The 17,599-nt window shown below is 64.1% G+C and carries 15 protein-coding genes; 11 read left to right on the top strand and 4 right to left on the bottom strand.

Going from position 1 to position 17,599, the window contains the following annotated elements:
* The first annotated feature begins 58 nt into the window (after nucleotides 1-58).
* The 6 genes from lepA (at nucleotide 59) to pdxJ (ending at nucleotide 6,010) form a co-directional block, all read left to right on the top strand.
* Nucleotides 59-1,858 (top strand): translation elongation factor 4, encoded by a 1,800-nt coding sequence (lepA, locus tag ACIQUS_RS19175; protein WP_403049801.1) that lies wholly within the window; start codon nucleotides 59-61, stop codon nucleotides 1,856-1,858.
* Nucleotides 1,859-1,863: 5 nt separating this feature from the next.
* Nucleotides 1,864-2,718, top strand: a complete 855-nt coding sequence (gene lepB, locus ACIQUS_RS19170) for a signal peptidase I (RefSeq protein ID WP_403049799.1) — start codon at nucleotides 1,864-1,866, stop codon at nucleotides 2,716-2,718.
* A gap of 178 nt (nucleotides 2,719-2,896) precedes the next feature.
* Complete coding sequence (gene rnc / locus ACIQUS_RS19165; protein ID WP_028943430.1) at nucleotides 2,897-3,586, top strand: ribonuclease III; 690 nt, start codon at nucleotides 2,897-2,899, stop codon at nucleotides 3,584-3,586.
* Nucleotides 3,579-4,481 carry a GTPase Era gene (gene era / locus ACIQUS_RS19160; RefSeq protein ID WP_285864975.1) on the top strand — a complete coding sequence of 301 codons (903 nt, stop codon included), beginning with the start codon at nucleotides 3,579-3,581 and terminating at the stop codon, nucleotides 4,479-4,481. The genes rnc and era overlap by 8 nt, the downstream gene beginning before the upstream one ends.
* Before the next feature lie 57 nt (nucleotides 4,482-4,538).
* Entirely contained in the window at nucleotides 4,539-5,222 is a 684-nt protein-coding gene (gene recO / locus ACIQUS_RS19155) for a DNA repair protein RecO (RefSeq protein ID WP_403049794.1), read from the top strand.
* Between the two features lie 62 nt (nucleotides 5,223-5,284).
* Nucleotides 5,285-6,010 carry a pyridoxine 5'-phosphate synthase gene (gene pdxJ, locus ACIQUS_RS19150; RefSeq protein WP_403049859.1) on the top strand — a complete coding sequence of 242 codons (726 nt, stop codon included), beginning with the start codon at nucleotides 5,285-5,287 and terminating at the stop codon, nucleotides 6,008-6,010.
* Between the two features lie 93 nt (nucleotides 6,011-6,103).
* On the opposite strand, the gene ACIQUS_RS19145 is transcribed toward pdxJ, so the two are convergent.
* Together ACIQUS_RS19145 and ACIQUS_RS19140 are read right to left on the bottom strand one after the other, a co-directional pair.
* Nucleotides 6,104-7,495 carry a heavy metal sensor histidine kinase gene (locus ACIQUS_RS19145; RefSeq protein WP_403049791.1) on the bottom strand — a complete coding sequence of 464 codons (1,392 nt, stop codon included), beginning with the start codon at nucleotides 7,493-7,495 and terminating at the stop codon, nucleotides 6,104-6,106.
* A complete protein-coding gene (locus ACIQUS_RS19140; RefSeq protein WP_403049788.1) occupies nucleotides 7,492-8,166 on the bottom strand; it encodes a heavy metal response regulator transcription factor in 675 nt (224 codons plus the stop codon). Before ACIQUS_RS19140 ends, ACIQUS_RS19145 begins: the two co-directional genes overlap by 4 nt.
* A 204-nt stretch (nucleotides 8,167-8,370) precedes the next feature.
* On the opposite strand from ACIQUS_RS19140, the gene ACIQUS_RS19135 reads away from it, so the two are divergent.
* The 5 genes from ACIQUS_RS19135 (at nucleotide 8,371) to ACIQUS_RS19115 (ending at nucleotide 15,818) form a co-directional block, all read left to right on the top strand.
* Complete coding sequence (locus ACIQUS_RS19135) at nucleotides 8,371-9,621, top strand: TolC family protein (protein WP_403049785.1); 1,251 nt, start codon at nucleotides 8,371-8,373, stop codon at nucleotides 9,619-9,621.
* Nucleotides 9,622-9,683: 62 nt separating this feature from the next.
* On the top strand, nucleotides 9,684-10,910 hold the full coding sequence (locus ACIQUS_RS19130) for an efflux RND transporter periplasmic adaptor subunit (RefSeq protein ID WP_403049782.1): 1,227 nt from the start codon (nucleotides 9,684-9,686) through the stop codon (nucleotides 10,908-10,910).
* An 18-nt stretch (nucleotides 10,911-10,928) separates the two neighbouring features.
* A complete protein-coding gene (locus tag ACIQUS_RS19125; protein WP_403049779.1) occupies nucleotides 10,929-14,090 on the top strand; it encodes a CusA/CzcA family heavy metal efflux RND transporter in 3,162 nt (1,053 codons plus the stop codon).
* A gap of 100 nt (nucleotides 14,091-14,190) precedes the next feature.
* Complete coding sequence (locus ACIQUS_RS19120; protein WP_403049776.1) at nucleotides 14,191-15,513, top strand: OprD family porin; 1,323 nt, start codon at nucleotides 14,191-14,193, stop codon at nucleotides 15,511-15,513.
* A 98-nt stretch (nucleotides 15,514-15,611) separates the two neighbouring features.
* Nucleotides 15,612-15,818, top strand: coding sequence for a hypothetical protein (locus ACIQUS_RS19115; RefSeq protein ID WP_403049773.1), 207 nt, complete (start codon nucleotides 15,612-15,614; stop codon nucleotides 15,816-15,818).
* Between the two features lie 68 nt (nucleotides 15,819-15,886).
* Here the strand turns inward: ACIQUS_RS19115 and cmoB are convergent, their stop codons facing one another.
* Both cmoB and cmoA read right to left on the bottom strand, forming a co-directional pair.
* On the bottom strand, nucleotides 15,887-16,843 hold the full coding sequence (gene cmoB, locus ACIQUS_RS19110; RefSeq protein ID WP_403049770.1) for a tRNA 5-methoxyuridine(34)/uridine 5-oxyacetic acid(34) synthase CmoB: 957 nt from the start codon (nucleotides 16,841-16,843) through the stop codon (nucleotides 15,887-15,889).
* Complete coding sequence (cmoA, locus tag ACIQUS_RS19105) at nucleotides 16,840-17,583, bottom strand: carboxy-S-adenosyl-L-methionine synthase CmoA (protein ID WP_403049767.1); 744 nt, start codon at nucleotides 17,581-17,583, stop codon at nucleotides 16,840-16,842. The genes cmoB and cmoA overlap by 4 nt, the downstream gene beginning before the upstream one ends.
* Between the last annotated feature and the right edge of the window lie 16 nt (nucleotides 17,584-17,599).

Below are 17,599 nucleotides of genomic sequence, written 5' to 3'. Positions count from 1 at the left end.
CAATTCCCGGCTATTTTTCGGTGGGCGTTCGTCCCGCAGCCTTTTTGAGTGTTGACCCGTGAGTGATTTGAGTCATATCCGCAATTTCTCCATCATCGCCCACATTGACCATGGCAAGTCGACCCTGGCGGACCGTTTCATCCAGATGTGCGGTGGCCTGTCCGCGCGTGAAATGGAAGCTCAGGTACTCGATTCCATGGACCTGGAGCGTGAGCGCGGTATCACCATCAAGGCCCACAGCGTCACCCTGCACTACAAGGCGCAGGACGGCAAAACCTACCAGCTGAACTTCATCGACACCCCCGGTCACGTCGACTTCACCTACGAAGTCAGCCGTTCCCTGGCCGCCTGCGAAGGTGCGCTGCTGGTGGTCGATGCCGGCCAGGGCGTCGAGGCCCAGTCGGTTGCCAACTGCTACACCGCCATCGAGCAGGGCCTTGAGGTCATGCCGGTACTGAACAAGATGGACCTGCCCCAGGCCGATCCGGACAAGGTCAAGGACGAGATCGAGAAGATCATCGGTATCGATGCCGCCGACGCCGTGGCCTGCAGCGCCAAGAGCGGCATGGGCGTGGACGAGGTGCTCGAGCGCCTGGTGCAGACCATCCCGGCGCCGACCGGTGACATCGAAGCGCCCCTGCAGGCACTGATCATCGACTCCTGGTTCGACAACTACCTGGGCGTGGTCTCCCTGGTGCGTGTGCGTCAGGGCCGGGTGAAGAAAGGCGACAAGATCCTGGTCAAGTCCACCGGCAAGGTGCACCTGGTCGACAGCGTCGGTGTATTCACGCCGAAACACACCCAGACCGCCGATCTGAAAGCGGGCGAGGTAGGCTTCATCATCGCCAGCATCAAGGACATTCACGGCGCGCCGGTGGGTGATACCCTGACGCTGTCGTCGACGCCTGAAGTCGAAGTGCTGCCCGGCTTCAAGAAAATCCAGCCGCAGGTCTACGCCGGCCTGTTCCCGGTCAGCTCCGACGACTTCGAAGACTTCCGCGATGCCCTGCAGAAGCTGACGCTCAACGACTCCTCGCTGCAGTACATGCCGGAAAGTTCCGATGCGCTGGGCTTTGGCTTCCGTTGCGGCTTCCTCGGCATGCTGCACATGGAGATCATCCAGGAGCGCCTGGAGCGCGAATACGACCTGGACCTGATCACCACGGCGCCAAGCGTGATCTACGAGCTCGAACTCAAGACCGGTGAAACCATCACCGTCGACAACCCGTCGAAGCTGCCAGACGCCGCGGCGGTCGCCGATTTCCGCGAGCCGATCGTTACCGCGACCATCCTGGTGCCACAGGAGCACCTGGGCAACGTCATCACCCTGTGCATCGAGAAGCGTGGCGTGCAGCGCGACATGCAGTTCCTCGGCAGCCAGGTGCAGGTGCGCTATGACCTGCCGATGAACGAAGTGGTCCTGGACTTCTTCGACCGCCTCAAGTCGACCAGCCGCGGCTACGCGTCGCTGGACTATCATTTCGATCGCTACCAGTCGGCCAACCTGGTCAAGCTGGACGTGCTGATCAACGGCGACAAGGTCGATGCCCTGGCCTTGATCGTGCACCGCGACAACGCGGCCTACAAAGGCCGTGCGCTGACCGAAAAAATGAAGGAACTGATTCCTCGGCAGATGTTCGACGTGGCGATCCAGGCGGCTATCGGCGGCCAGATCATCGCGCGGACCACCGTCAAGGCGCTCAGAAAGAACGTACTGGCCAAGTGCTACGGTGGTGACGTCAGCCGTAAGAAAAAGCTGCTGGAAAAGCAGAAGGCCGGTAAGAAACGCATGAAACAGGTCGGCAACGTGGAAATTCCACAAGAAGCCTTCCTCGCCGTGCTCAGGTTGGATAGTTAGGTCCTATGTCGCTAAATTTCCCGCTGTTGCTAGTCATCGCCGTTGCCGTCTGCGGTCTGTTGGCCTTGATCGATCTGCTGTTCCTGGCCCCGCGCCGGCGTGCGGCGATCGCCAACTATCAAGGCAGCGTCAGCCAGCCTGAGATGGGCGTGGTCGAGCAGTTGAACAAGGAGCCGTTGCTGGTCGAGTACGGCAAGTCGTTCTTCCCGGTGCTGTTCATCGTGCTGGTGCTGCGTTCGTTCCTGGTCGAGCCGTTCCAGATCCCGTCGGGATCGATGAAGCCGACCCTGGAAGTGGGCGATTTCATCCTGGTGAACAAGTTTTCCTACGGGATCCGCCTGCCGGTGATCGACAAGAAGGTCATCGAGGTAGGTGACCCGCAACGCGGCGATGTGATGGTGTTCCGCTATCCGAGCGACCCGAACGTCAACTACATCAAGCGTGTAGTGGGCCTTCCGGGTGATCAGATCAGCTACACCCGCGACAAGAAGCTGTTCGTCAACGGCCAGCCGATTGCCGAGCAACTGGTGGGCACCGAGCCAGGCACCCTGGGCAGCGCCGAGCTGTACAAGGAAAAACTGGGCGCGGCCGAGCACCTGATCCGCAAGGAAATGAGCCGCTACCGCATGCCGCCTGACCAGCAATGGACTGTCCCGGCCGGCCATTACTTCATGATGGGCGACAACCGTGACAACTCCAACGACAGCCGCTACTGGGATGACCCCAACATTCCCAAGGCGCTGCACGGCATGGTCCCGGACCAGAATATCGTCGGCAAGGCCTTCGCGGTCTGGATGAGCTGGCCAGAGCCCAAGCTCAGCCATTTCCCGAGCCTGTCGCGAGTGGGCCTGATCCAGTAACACGACAACGGCGCTGTCCTGGGACAGCGCCGAATGCATTTCTGGCATAGGCTGTGTCCAGAGGGTCCGCGGATCCACCTGGGCCGCCGATGCCGGTGGGCATGAGCCAAACAGTCTTTCAGGATGTTGATTTGAACAAAGCGTTGAATATCGACCACGAACTGCGCGTGGGTACACTGTGAGCGTTTCCTTGAGCCGCCTCGAGCGCCAGCTCGGCTACACCTTCAAGAACCAGGAGCTGATGCTGCTGGCCCTGACGCACCGCAGTTTTGCCGGGCGCAACAACGAACGCCTCGAGTTTCTCGGCGATGCGATCCTCAACTTCGTCGCCGGCGAAGCGCTGTTCGAGCGCTTCCCCCAGGCCCGCGAAGGCCAGCTGTCGCGCTTGCGGGCACGACTGGTCAAGGGCGAGACCCTGGCCGTGCTGGCCCGTGGCTTCGACCTGGGCGAGTACCTGCGCCTGGGCTCCGGTGAGCTGAAAAGCGGTGGTTTCCGCCGCGAATCGATCCTGGCCGACGCCCTGGAGGCGTTGATTGGCGCGATCTACCTCGATTCGGACATGCAGACCGCCCGCGAGCGCGTGCTGGCCTGGCTGACCGGCGAGTTCGAGAGCCTGACCCTGGTCGATACCAACAAGGATCCGAAAACCCGCCTGCAGGAATTCCTGCAGTCGCGGGCCTGTGAGCTGCCGCGCTATGAAGTGGTGGATATCCAAGGTGAACCCCATTGCCGGACGTTTTTCGTCGAATGTGAAGTGACCCTTTTGACTGAAAAAAGCCGAGGGCAAGGCGTCAGCCGGCGTATCGCCGAGCAGGTCGCGGCTGCCGCAGCACTGATCGCCCTGGGCGTGGAGAATGGCAATGACTGATACCAACACAACCCGCTGCGGCTATGTCGCCATTGTCGGCCGCCCCAACGTCGGCAAGTCGACGTTGCTCAACCATATCCTCGGCCAGAAGCTGGCGATTACCTCGCGCAAGCCCCAGACCACCCGGCACAACATGCTCGGGATCAAGACCGAGGGTGATGTCCAGGCGATCTACGTCGATACCCCAGGCATGCACAAGAGCAACGAAAAGGCGCTCAACCGCTACATGAACAAGACCGCCTCGGCCGCCCTCAAGGACGTCGACGTGGTGATCTTCGTGGTTGACCGCACCAAGTGGACCGATGAAGACCAGTTGGTGCTCGAACGCGTGCAGTACGTGCAGGGCCCGGTGATCCTGGCGATCAACAAGACCGACCGGATCGAAGAGAAAGCCGAGCTGATCCCGCACCTGCAATGGCTGCAGGAGCAACTGCCGAACGCCGAGATCGTGCCGATTTCCGCGCAGCAGGGTCACAACCTCGACGCCCTGGAAGGCCTGATCGCCAAGCACTTGCCGGAAAACGACCACTTCTTCCCGGAAGACCAGATCACCGACCGCAGCAGCCGCTTCCTGGCCGCGGAACTGGTGCGCGAGAAGATCATGCGCCAGCTGGGCGCCGAGTTGCCGTACCAGATCACCGTAGAAATCGAAGAGTTCAAGCAGCAGGGCAAGATCCTGCACATCCACGCCCTGATCCTGGTCGAGCGTGACGGCCAGAAGAAGATCATCATTGGCGACAAGGGCGAGCGGATCAAGCGCATCGGTTCCGAAGCGCGCAAGGACATGGAAGTACTGTTCGACGCCAAGGTCATGCTCAACCTCTGGGTCAAGGTCAAAGGCGGCTGGTCCGACGACGAGCGCGCCCTGCGCTCGCTGGGCTACGGCGACCTCTGATCGCACCACGCCCGGCGGCAGCGGCTGCCGGGCCCAACCTCTGTCGAAGCGCCACTCATGGATCTGCCAGTCGGCCAACCGGCGTTCGTGCTGCACAGCCGGGCCTACCGTGAAACCAGTGCGCTGGTGGATTTCCTCACCCCGCAAGGGCGCCTGCGCGCGGTATTGCGTCGTGCTCGGGGCAAGGGTGGCAGCCAGGCGCGCCCCTTCGTACCCCTTGAAGTCGAATTTCGCGGTCGCGGCGAGCTCAAGACGGTCGGTCGCCTGGACAGTGTCGGTGTGGCCGCCTGGATGCATGGCGATGCCTTGTTCAGCGGTCTGTACCTCAACGAGTTGCTGATTCGCCTGTTGCCGGCCGAAGATCCCCAGCCTGTGCTGTTCGAGCACTACGCCGCGACCTTGCAGGCCCTGGCGGCCGGTCGGCCGCTGGAGCCGCTGTTGCGCGCCTTCGAATGGCGCCTGCTGGACGAGCTTGGCTACGCCTTCGCCCTGGACCAGGACGTCAACGGCGAGCCCCTGGTCGTCGATGGCTGGTACCGCTTGCAGGTCGATGCCGGACTTGAGCGCGTCTACCTGCTGCAACCCGGCCTGTTCAGCGGTGCCGAGCTGCTTGCCATGGCCGAAGCGGACTGGAATGCCCCCGGCGCCTTGAGTGCGGCCAAGCGCCTGATGCGCCAGGCACTGGCCGTGCACCTGGGCGGACGGCCACTGGTCAGTCGCGAACTGTTTCGCAAGCGCTGAGCACGTCGTATGCTGTGAGGCTCAATTTTCAGGAGAGCCTCTTCGTGACTCAAAGCAACCGCATGCTGCTCGGCGTGAACATCGACCACGTGGCGACCCTGCGCCAGGCGCGTGGCACGCGCTACCCCGACCCGGTCAAGGCCGCGCTGGACGCCGAAGAGGCGGGGGCCGACGGCATCACCGTGCACCTGCGCGAAGACCGTCGGCATATCCAGGAGCGCGACGTGCTGGTGCTCAAGGACGTGCTGCAGACGCGCATGAACTTCGAGATGGGCGTCACCGAAGAGATGATGGCCTTTGCCGAGCGCATTCGCCCGGCGCACATCTGCCTGGTGCCGGAAACCCGCCAGGAGCTGACCACCGAAGGCGGCCTGGACGTGGCTGGCCAGGAAGCGCGGATCAAGGCGGCGGTCGAGCGCCTGTCGCGCCTGGGTTCGGAAGTGTCCCTGTTCATCGACGCCGACGAGCGTCAGATCGAGGCCTCGCGCCGCGTGGGTGCGCCGGCGATCGAATTGCACACCGGTCGCTATGCCGACGCCGAAACCCCGACCGAGGTGGCCGAAGAGCTCAAGCGTGTGGCCGACGGCGTTGCCTTTGGCCTGGCGCAGGGCCTGATCGTCAATGCCGGTCACGGCCTGCACTACCACAACGTCGAAGCGGTTGCCGCGATCAAGGGTATCAACGAGCTGAACATCGGCCACGCCCTGGTGGCCCATGCGCTGTTCGTCGGCTTCAAGTCGGCGGTGGCGGAGATGAAGGCGCTGATCATGGCGGCCAGCCGGCATTGAGTTCGGCTGCTGGCCCGATCGCCGGCTTCGCCAGCTCCCACAAGTCATGAAGCTGCCTGTAGCTATTGTGGGAGCCGGCGATGGGGCCGGTACTTATTCCGCGACGTGCGGAAAAAACAGGCTGAACCGGGTCAGCCCCTCCAGCTCGCTGTTCACCTCAACCCGCCCACCATGCACCGCCATGATCGACTTCACGATCGCCAGCCCCAGCCCGGTGCCACCTTCGAGCCGCGAACGCCCTGAACCTGCGCGGTAAAAGCGCTCGAACAGATGCGGCAGGTGCTCTGCATCGATACCCGGCCCCGCGTTCTCCACCCAAAGGCAGGTGTCATCACCACAACGCTCGATACCGATATCGATGGTCTGTTCGTCCGGGCTATGGCGAATGGCGTTGCTCAACAGGTTGGACAGCGCCCGCTGCACCATCAGCCGATCTGCCATGACCGTACCCCAACCCTGCAGACGCAGGCGGATACCTTTCTGCTCAGCGCTGATCTCGAACAAATCACTGACCCGCGTCGCCTCGTCGGCCAGGGCCACCGGCTTGAGCGGAATCTGGGTCTGCGGCTGGCTGACCTGGGCCAGAAACAGCATGTCGTTGATGATCCGGTTGAGCCGGGTCAGCTCCTCGATGCTGGTTTCGAGGACCTCCTTGTACGCTTCGATGGGGCGTTCCCGGGACAGGGTGACCTGGGCCTTGCCCATCAGGTTGCCAATGGGGGTGCGCAGTTCATGGGCCAGGTCGTCGGAGAACTGTGACAGCTGCTGCACGCCGCCATCCAGTCGGTCGAGCATCACGTTCATGCCCCTGGCCAGGTCGGCCAGTTCCTGGGGCAGGTCCTGCTCCGGCAGGCGCAAGGTCAGTTGCTGTGCCGAGACCTGTTCGGCGATCTGGCGAAACCGGTGCAACGGGGTCAGGCTGCGCTGTACCAGTTTCCAGGCGCCGAAGCCGATCAGCAGCAGGAGCAGGGGCAGGGCCAGCAGCGTCGAGCGCAGGTAGGCCTGCAGCAGGGCGGCGTCGTCGGCGCGGTTGACCGTGAGCAGCACCCGCACGTCGGTACCGTCCTGCAGGCGCATCAGCCGCGAGGCAGTCAGCAGGTGTTCGTTGTCACTGTCACGCCAGTGGCTGAAGGACAGGTGCCTGTCGCTGGGAATCTGCAGCAGGGCATCGGCATCCAGCCCCGGGCCGAGGGTCAGGAGCGCAGAGTGCCGGCCGGTCAGGGCGATTACGCTCAGGCTCAGGTTGTCATGGCCGACCACGACATCCAGCAACGGATGGGCGCGGGGTTGGAGGGTGCCGGCTTCGAGGTCGAGCTTCAGGCTGTGTTCGATCTGCGGCATTTTGGCCGCGAGGTTCTTGCGTGCACGGCTGTCCAGTTCATGGTCCAGGGCGAACACCGACAGGCAGGCCAGCAGCAACACCAGGGCGGCGCCCATCAGGCTGACGCTGAGGCCCAGGCGCAGGGAAAGGCGGGCCGGTTTCATTCGCGCGACTCGAGCACGTAGCCGACGCCGCGCAGGGTATGGATGAGTTTGTCGTCAAAGGGGTCGTCGATCTTGGCCCGCAGGCGGCGGATCGAGACTTCGACCACGTTGGTGTCGCAGTCGAAGTTCATGTCCCAGACCAGCGAAATGATCTGGGTGCGCGACAGCACTTCACCACTCTGGCGCATCAGCAGGTGCAGCAGGGCGAATTCCTTGGCGGTCAGGTCGATGCGCTGGCCGCCACGGTAGGCACGGTGCCGGCCCGGGTCCAGTTCCAGGTCGGCGACTTTCAGGGTATTGGGCTGCAAGGCCTGGTCGTTGCGTCGCAGCAGGCTGCGGATGCGTGCCAGCAGTTCGGGGAACTCGAAGGGCTTGAGCAGGTAGTCGTCGGCGCCCAGGTCCAGGCCCTTGACCCGGTCCGAGAGCCGGCCGTGGGCGGTGAGCATCATGATGCGGGTGCTTGAGTCGGCGCGCAGGCGCTGCAGCACGGTCCAGCCATCGAGCCCGGGCAGGTTGACGTCGAGGATGATCAGATCGTAGGGCTGCTGGCGGGCCAGGTGCAGGCCGTCGGCACCGCTGTGGGCGCAATCGACGATGTAGCCGTTTTCGCTCAAGCCCTGCTGCAGGTACTCGGCGGTACGAAGCTCGTCCTCGATAATCAGTAAACGCATGAAATGACCCGGTGAAGTAAAAAACGGTGATTCTCAACCCTGAAGTAGCTGCAAGGTCAAGCGCTGCAATGGCATTGAGCGGCGGATACTAAGGCATCTTCTCCACGACTTCGGCTGGATTACAGATTTGTAATTTTCGAGTCATCTTGGGGATAAACCCCGCTACCTACAGTGCGAACTCCGAAAAAGGCGCAGGAGTTCGCCATGTTTTGCACCCTGGACCGTCCCGGCAAAGGCCGTGGCCGCATATTGCTGATGCTGGCGTTGCTGGCCGTGCCGTCACTGGCGCTGGCCGAAGGTGGCGCGCTGACGCTCGACAACGCCCTGCGGGCCGCCCGGGACAACAATCCTGAGCTTGCGGCGGTGCGCTGGGGCATCGATATCGCCGAAGGCGAGCGGCGCCAGGCCGGTGTGCTGCCCAATCCGGAACTGGGCTGGGAAGTCGAAGACACCCGTAACGGCAAGCAAACCACCACGGTCAGCGTCAGCCAGATGTTCGAGCTGGGCGGCAAGCGCGGGGCGCGCCTGGGCGTTGCCGGACGCGATGCCGATATCGCCGCGCTGGAGCTGGAGCGTCAGGGCAACGTCCTGCGTGCCGATGTGATCGCCGCCTTCCAGGCCGCCGTGCAGGCTCAGGAAGGCCTGCAACTGGCCGAGCAATCGCTGCAACTGAGTGAGCGTGGCCTGCAGGTGGTACAGGGGCGGGTCAAGGCTGGCAGTGCATCGCCGGTGGAGGCGACGCGGGCCCAGGTACAGGTGTCGGAAGTGCGCCTGGAGCGGGGGCGTGCCGAGCAGGCGTTGACGGTTGCCTACCAGCAACTGGCGGCGGTCACCGGCGCACCCATGGCCCGTTTCAGCCGGGTCGAAGGTCGCAACGCTGACGCCGCCGTGCCCAGCCGAACCGCACTGCTCGAGCGTCTTGAACAGACCGCCGACATGCGTCTGGCACGCCTGCAGATCGACCAACGCGAAGCGGCCCTGGCACTGGCCCGCACCCAGCGCATTCCCGACCTGACGGTGAGTGTCGGCAGCCAGTACAGCGAAACCGATCGCGAGCGCGTCAATGTGGTCGGGCTGTCCTTGCCGATTCCGTTGTTCGACCGCAACCAGGGCAACATCCTCGCCGCCGCCCGCCGTGCCGACCAGGCCCGCGACCAGCGCAACGGCGCCGAGTTGCGCCTGCGCAGTGAAGTGATCCAGGCCCTGGCCCAGTGGGGCACGGCCAACCAGGAAGTACGCGCCTTCGAAAGCGCCATCCTGCCTTCGGCGCAACAGGCGCAAGACACCGCCACCCGTGGCTTCGAACGCGGCAAGTTCGCCTTCCTGGATGTCCTCGATGCCCAGCGCACCCTGGTCGCGGCGCGCCTGCAATACCTCCAGTCCCAGGCCCAGCGCAATGAAGCGCGGATGCGCCTGGAACGGATCTTCGGCGACCTGGACCTGGCCAGCCGCTGAACCCGGCCTCTTCCCACTTTTGATCGACGCCACCCCTGTGCGGTGGGTGCTAAGGAGTCTGCATGAACAAGAAGTCCACAACGCTGCTGATCGCGGCCTTGTTGCTGGGCCTGGGACTGGGTGTGCTGCTGGCGCGCCAGACCGGCCTTGCGCAGGGCCCGGCAACGCCGGCGGCGGCCCAGGGTCACGCCGAAGGTGATCATGATGAGGAGGAACAAGGCGAGCACGGACACGAGGCGTCCGGCGAGGGGCATGAGGAGGAGGGGGCGATCCGCCTCAGCCAGGAGCAGATCGACCTGGCCGGCATCGAACTGGCCGCCGCCGAGCCCCGGCAACTGCAGCGCAGCCTGTCGCTGCCCGGTGAGATCCGCTTCGATGAAGACCGCACCGCACACATGGTGCCCAGGGCGGCCGGGGTGGTCGAGTCGGTCGCCGTGGTGCTCGGCCAGCAGGTCAAGGCCGGCGACCTGCTGGCGGTGATCGCCAGCCTGCAGATTTCCGAGCAGCGCAGTGAACTGGCGGCGAGCCAGCGGCGCCTGGAGCTGGCGCGCAGCACCTATCAGCGGGAGAAGGACCTGTGGCAGGAAGGCATTTCCGCCGAACAGGACTACCTGCAAGCCCGCCAGGCCCTGCAGGAGGCTGAAATCGCCCAGGCCAATGCCCGGCAGAAGATCAGCGCCCTGAGTGGTTCGACAGTGTTGGCCGGTGGCAACCGCTACGAGCTGCGCGCCCCCTTCGCCGGACAGATCGTGGAGAAGCACCTGGTGCCGGGCGAGGTGGTCAACGAGACCAGCGCGGCCTTCACCTTGTCGGACCTGTCGAAGGTCTGGGCCACCTTCGGCGTGGCACCACGCGACCTGGGCAAGGTCCGCGCCGGCATGCAGGTTTCCATCGTCGCCAGCGAGCTGGGCGACCAGGTTGCCGGGACCATCAGTCATGTCGGCAGCCTGCTCGGTGAGCAGACCCGTACCGCCACTGTCCGTGTGACCCTGGACAACCCGCGGGGTGCCTGGCGCCCAGGCCTGTTTGTGGCGGTACAGGTACCGAGCGAGCAGGCGCCGACCGCCCTGAGTGTGCCGGACCAGTCTATCCAGACCCTCGAAGAGCGCCCGACGGTGTTCGTGCGTACCGCCGACGGCTTTGTCGCCCAGGCGGTAGAGCTGGGCACCAGTGCCAACGGTTTCGTCGAGATCCGCAAGGGCCTGCAAGCCGGCCAGCAGGTGGCGGCGGCGGGCAGCTTCGTCCTCAAGTCGGAGCTTGGCAAGGCCAGCGCCGAGCACGTCCACTGACCTGCGCGAGTACTCTTCATGTTCGAACGCCTTATTCAATTTGCCATCGAGCAGCGCCTGGTGGTGCTGCTGGCGATACTGCTGATGGCCGGGCTGGGTGTGGCCAGCTACCAGAAGCTGCCCATCGATGCGGTCCCGGACATCACCAACGTCCAGGTACAGATCAACACCCAGGCAGCGGGCTTCTCGCCGCTGGAAACCGAGCAGCGCATCACTTTTGCCATCGAGACGGCCATGGCCGGCTTGCCGGGCTTGGCGCAGACCCGTTCGCTGTCGCGTTCGGGGCTGTCCCAGGTGACGGTGATCTTCGAGGAAGGCACTGACCTGTTCTTCGCCCGCCAGCTGGTCAACGAGCGCCTGCAGCAGGCCCGCGGGCAGTTGCCCGATGGCGTCGAGGCGACCATGGGGCCGATCTCCACCGGCCTTGGCGAGATCTTCCTGTGGACGGTGGAAGCCGCCGAGGATGCGCGCAAGGCCGATGGCAGCCCCTACACGCCCACCGACCTGCGCGAGATCCAGGACTGGATCATCAAGCCGCAGCTGCGCAATGTGCGCGGTGTGGCGGAGATCAACACCATCGGAGGTTTTGCCAAGGAGTACCAGATCGCCCCCGATCCCAAGCGCCTGGCCGCCTACAAGCTGACCCTGGGCGATCTGCTCACGGCCCTTGAACGCAACAACGCCAACGTCGGCGCCGGTTATATCGAGCGCCGTGGCGAGCAGTTGCTGATCCGGGCGCCGGGGCAACTGGCGGGGATCGACGACATCGCCAACATCGTCCTGGCCAACGTCGATGGCACGCCGATCAGGGTGCGCAACGTCGCCGAGGTCGGTATCGGCCGTGAGCTGCGCAGTGGCGCGGCCACCGAGAATGGCCGCGAAGTGGTGCTGGGCACGGTGTTCATGCTGATCGGCGAGAACAGCCGCACCGTGTCCCAGGCCGTGGCGCAGAAGCTGGTGGAGATCAATCGCTCGCTGCCGGCCGGGGTCAGCGCGGTGACGGTGTACGACCGCACCAACCTGGTCGACAAGGCCATTGCCACGGTGAAGAAGAACCTGATCGAAGGCGCGATCCTGGTGATCGTGATCCTGTTCCTGTTCCTGGGCAATATCCGCGCAGCGCTGATCACGGCGATGATCATCCCGCTGTCGATGCTGTTCACCTTCACCGGCATGTTCAGCAACAAGGTCAGCGCCAACCTGATGAGCCTAGGCGCCCTGGACTTCGGCATCATTGTCGATGGCGCGGTGGTGATCGTCGAGAACGCGATCCGGCGCCTGGCCCACGCCCAGCAGCACCATGGCCGACTGCTCACGCGTTCCGAGCGCTTCCATGAAGTCTTCAATGCCGCTCGCGAGGCGCGCCGGCCGCTGATCTACGGGCAGTTGATCATCATGGTGGTGTACCTGCCGATCTTTGCCCTGAGCGGGGTCGAGGGCAAGATGTTCCACCCCATGGCCTTCACTGTGGTGATCGCCTTGCTCGGCGCCATGCTGTTGTCGGTGACCTTCGTGCCGGCGGCCATCGCCCTGTTCGTCACCGGCAAGGTCAAGGAAGACGAGAACCTGCTGATGCGCAGCGCCAAGCGCGGCTACGCTCCGCTGTTGCAGTGGGTCATGGGCCACCGCACCCTGGCGTTCAGCCTGGCCTGGGTGATGGTGTTGCTGTCCGGGGTCCTGGCCAGCCGAATGGGCAGCGAATTCGTGCCGAGCCTGAGCGAAGGGGATTTCGCCCTGCAGGCGCTGCGGGTGCCCGGCACCAGCCTGAGCCAGTCGGTGACCATGCAGCAGCAACTGGAGCAGAGTGTGCTGAGCCAGGTGCCGGAAGTGGAGCGGGTGTTCGCCCGTACCGGCACCGCCGAAATCGCCTCCGACCCGATGCCGCCGAACATCTCCGACAGCTATGTGATGCTCAAGCCCAAGGAGCAGTGGCCGGACCCGGGCAAGAGTCGCGAGCAACTGATCGCCGATATCCAGCGCGCCAGTGCCCGGGTGCCGGGCAGCAACTACGAGTTGTCGCAACCTATCCAGCTGCGTTTCAACGAGTTGATCTCCGGGGTGCGCAGTGACGTTGCGGTGAAGGTCTTCGGCGACGACATGGAGCAGCTCAACCGCACCGCGGCGCAGATCGCCTCGACGCTGCAGGCGGTGCCGGGGGCTTCGGAGGTCAAGGTCGAGCAGACCACGGGGCTACCGGTGCTGACCATCGAAGTCGATCGCGACAGGGCGGCGCGCTACGGTCTCAATGTCGGCGACGTGCAGGACACCATCGCCGTGGCCGTCGGTGGTCGCCAGGCCGGCACCCTGTACCAGGGCGACCGGCGCTTCGACATGGTGGTGCGCCTGTCGGACAACTTGCGAACCGATATCGACGGCCTGTCACAACTACTGGTTCCCGTACCGGCCAGTGCGGCGGGCAACGGCCAGATCGGCTTTATCAGCCTGGCCGACGTGGCCCGCCTGGAACTGGTCCAGGGCCCGAACCAGATCAGCCGTGAAGACGGCAAGCGCCTGGTGGTGGTCAGCGCCAACGTACGCGGTCGCGACATAGGCTCCTTCGTCGAGGAGGCGGGTGAGCGCATTACCGCTCAGGTGAGCATTCCGGCCGGCTACTGGATTCGCTGGGGCGGCCAGTTCGAGCAGTTGCAGTCGGCGGCGCAGCGCCTGCAGGTGGTGGTGCCGGTGGCCTTGCTGCTGGTCTTCGGCCTGCTGTTCATGATGTTCAACAACCTCAAGGACGGTCTGCTGGTGTTCACCGGCATTCCCTTTGCCCTCACTGGCGGCGTGGTGGCTCTATGGCTGCGGGACATTCCCCTGTCGATTTCAGCGGGGGTCGGCTTCATTGCCCTGTCCGGTGTCGCGGTGCTCAACGGCCTGGTGATGATCGCCTTCATCCGTGGCCTGCGCGAGCAGGGGCGCAGCCTGCGCCAGGCCATCGATGAAGGGGCGCTGACGCGCCTGCGCCCGGTGCTGATGACCGCACTGGTGGCCTCCCTGGGGTTCATCCCTATGGCCCTGGCCACCGGCACCGGTGCCGAGGTGCAGCGACCGCTGGCGACGGTGGTGATCGGCGGCATCCTGTCCTCCACCGCGCTGACCCTGCTGGTGTTGCCGGCGCTCTACTACCGGGCGCACCGCAAGGATGAGGAGCAGGGTATCGCCGAGGTGACGAAACTGTAATTTCGCGCTCATCTTCGAGTTATTCAGCCCTTGTCAGGATACCCATGGCGGCCGCATCAGCGGCCGCCATGCGTTTTCTGCCAATAATCAGGAGTTGAAGATGGTGAATAAAACCACAGCCTGTGTTACCGGCGTCCTGGCCCTGGCCAGTTGTACGGTAAGCAATGCAGCTACCGAGTCGAACGGGTTCGTCGAAGACAGCAGTCTTTCTGTGCTCAGCCGCAACTTCTATTTCAACCGCGATTACCGCAAAGGGGGCGAATCACCCACCGGCAAGGCCGGCTACGCCGAGGCCTGGGCCCAGGGCTTTATCGCCCGCTTCGAGTCGGGCTACACCCAGGGTACGGTCGGTTTCGGCCTGGATGCCTATGCCATGCTGGGGCTCAAGCTCGATACCGGCGATGGCCGCAACGGCGGTCGTAGCTCATTCGACATGTTGCCGGTCGACAGCGACGGCCATGCGGCAAGCAACTTCAGCAAGCTGGGAGGCGCGCTCAAGGCGCGGCTGTTCGACACGGACATCAAGGTTGGCGACGTCTTCCCCACGACCCCGGTGGTGCACTATGGCGATTCGCGCCTGCTCCCCGAGAGCTTTACTGGGTGGACGCTGGAAAACACCACGCTTGAAGGGCTGAAAGTGCAGGGCGGACGCTTGCATGCGATGAGCCAGCCGCTGTCGAGCAACAACCGTGACGGCTTCGTGAGCTTTTATGGCGGCCCTGTCGACTCACCCTGGCTGGGCTATATTGGCGGCGACTACCAGTTCACCGACCACCTCAGACTGAGCCTCTACAGCAGCCGCTTGAAGGACGCCTGGGACCAGTACTACGGCGGTGCCAGTTACAACTACCCGATCAGCGACCTGCTCAGCACCTTCGCCAGTTTCAATTACTACAAGGCCAAGGATCAGGGCCAGCAACTGTTGGGTGCCTTCGACAACAACATCTGGAGCGTGCGGGCCGGGTTCACCTATGGTGCCCATACCCTGGCCTTGTCTCACCAGCGCAATCAGGGCGACGACGACTTCGACTACCTGCGCCAGTCCGACTCGATCTTCCTCGACAACTCGATCCAGTACAGCGATTTCAACGCGCCCAAGGAGCGCTCCTGGATGCTGCGCTACGACCTGGACATGGCCAGCTACGGCGTGCCCGGGCTGAGCTTCATGACCCGCTACGGCCGAGGCAGCGGCATCGACTATTCCGACGCCAACAGCGTGTACATGCGCCGCGATGCCGACGGCAACCCGCTGACCGACCAGAAACGCTGGGAGCGGGATATCGAGGCGCGCTACGTGGTGCAGACGGGCAGTCTCAAGGACCTGTCGCTGCGGCTGCGTCAGGCCACCACGCGGGCCACGGCCTTCGAGTCGGACCTGGACGAGGTGCGCCTGATCGTCGAGTACCCGCTGTCTGTGCTGTAGGGCCTTTCTTGCAACACTGTAATGTCTGGCTCACCTTGCCGTTAGCTTGCGCTCCGTAAGATTGAACTGTCCCGACATTCAATCACGAGGTGAGCAACATGAGCCTGACCAAGTATGTGCTGGTAGGCATTCTGGCCCTGGGCAGCAGCGCCGCCCTGGCCGAAGGCGGCGCGGAGCGTTCGAAGCAGTTCTGGGAGAACTTTCGCCTGACCCAGGAACAGATCCACGGCAAGAAGGACCAGGCGTTCGCCGCTGCCGATGTACAGAAGGAGGACGAGGCCCGGCAGCAGGTGGTCAAGGAATAGCTGCATTCACCTTTGACGCTCCGCTCCTTTGGAAAAGGTGAACTTTGGCGCCCGCTCGGGCGCCTGTTTTATTTGCGCGCCACCATCACCGCGCGGCGCGGCGCAGGCAAGCCTTCGATGGTGCGGCTGTGGTCGGCCGGGTCGAGGAAGTCGCTGAGCGACTGGTAACGCATCCACTCGGTGCTGCGCTGTTCCTCGATGCTGGTGACACTGACATCGACGCAGCGCACCTCGCTGAAGCCGGCGCGGCGCAGCCAGCGCTCCAGGGCCTGCACCGAGGGCAGGAACCAGACGTTGCGCATTTGTGCGTAGCGGTCCTCGGGCACCAGTACCTGGTGTTCGTCACCTTCGATCACCAGGGTTTCGAGCACCAGCTCGCCCCCCTTGACCAGGCAGTCCTTGAGCGCCAGCAGGTGCTCGATGGGCGAACGGCGGTGGTAGAACACCCCCATGGAGAACACGGTGTCGAACCCTTCGAGGTTGGCCGGCAGGTCTTCCAGGGCGAAGGGCAGGTGCCAGGCGGGCAGTTCCGGCAGGTAGCGCTGCACGGCCTGGAACTGGCAGAAGAACAGCCAGTTGGGGTCGACGCCGATCACGCTGTCGGCGCCGGCACCGAGCATGCGCCACTGGTAGTAGCCATTGCCGCAACCGACATCCAGCACGCGCTTGCCCTTGAGATCCAGGTGCGGGGCGACCCGCGACCATTTCCAGTCCGAACGCCACTCGGTATCCACGTGCACGCCGAACAGGTCGAAAGGCCCCTTGCGCCAGGGCGCCAGGCCCATCAGCGCCTGGCGCATGCGTTCGCGGGTTTGGCTGTCGCAGTCGCAATCGAGGTTCAGCCCGTTGACCAGGTCGACCTCGCTCGGCACCAGCGCCGGCAAGGCGTCCAGAGCATTCTGCCAACGTTCCAGGTCGCCGTGACCTTTCTCCATCTTGGCGTCGAGTTGCGCTTGCAGGCCTTGGGACCATTGCGCCAGGGGGGTGCCCGCCAGACGGCGAACCAGGGGAGTCAGATCAATCATGGCAGGGCAATCAACGAGGCAAAGTTAAGGCATTGGAACCAGGGCACGACCTTGGAGAAACCGGCGGCCAGCAGGCGCTCGCGGTGTTCTTCGAGGCTGTCGGGTTTCATCACGTTCTCGATGGCGCTGCGCTTCTGGGCAATTTCCAGTTCGCTGTAGCCATTGGAACGCTTGAAGGCCACATGCAGGTCGGTGAGCAGCGCGTGTTCCTCGGCATCAACGAAGCGCAGCTTCTCCGAGAGGATCAGCGCGCCGCCCGGCAGCAGCGCCCGGCGGATGTTGCCGAGCAAGGCCAGGCGCTGCTCGGGGGCGATGAATTGCAGGGTGAAGTTCATCGCCACTACCGAGGCCGGCTGGAAGTCCAGGGCGAGAATATCGCCTTCGATCACTTCAACCGGCAGCAGCTCCTGGAACATCGAGTCCTGGGCGGTGAGGTACTGGCGGCAGCGCTCGACCATGGCGGCGGAGTTGTCCACGGCAATGACCCGGCAACCTTCGCTGCGCACATGGCGGCGCAGGGCCTGGGTCACGGCGCCGAGGGAACTGCCCAGGTCATACAGCGCGGTGCCGGGCTGGGCGAACTGGGCCGCGAGCACGCCCAGGTTCTCGACAATGGTCGGGTAACCGGGCACCGAGCGCTTGATCATGTCCGGGAATACCCGCACCACGTCTTCGTTGAAAGCGAAGTCGGGCACCTGGCCAAGCGGCTGGGCGAATAGGCGGTCGGGTTCTTTGCTCACGGGTCGATCCAGGCGT

The sequence above is a fragment of the Pseudomonas sp. NPDC090755 genome (assembly GCF_044769005.1).
Taxonomy (GTDB): Bacteria; Pseudomonadota; Gammaproteobacteria; order Pseudomonadales; family Pseudomonadaceae; genus Aquipseudomonas.
The sequence above is the reverse complement of the archived record's forward strand: the minus strand, read 5'-3'. Positions and strand labels throughout refer to the sequence as shown.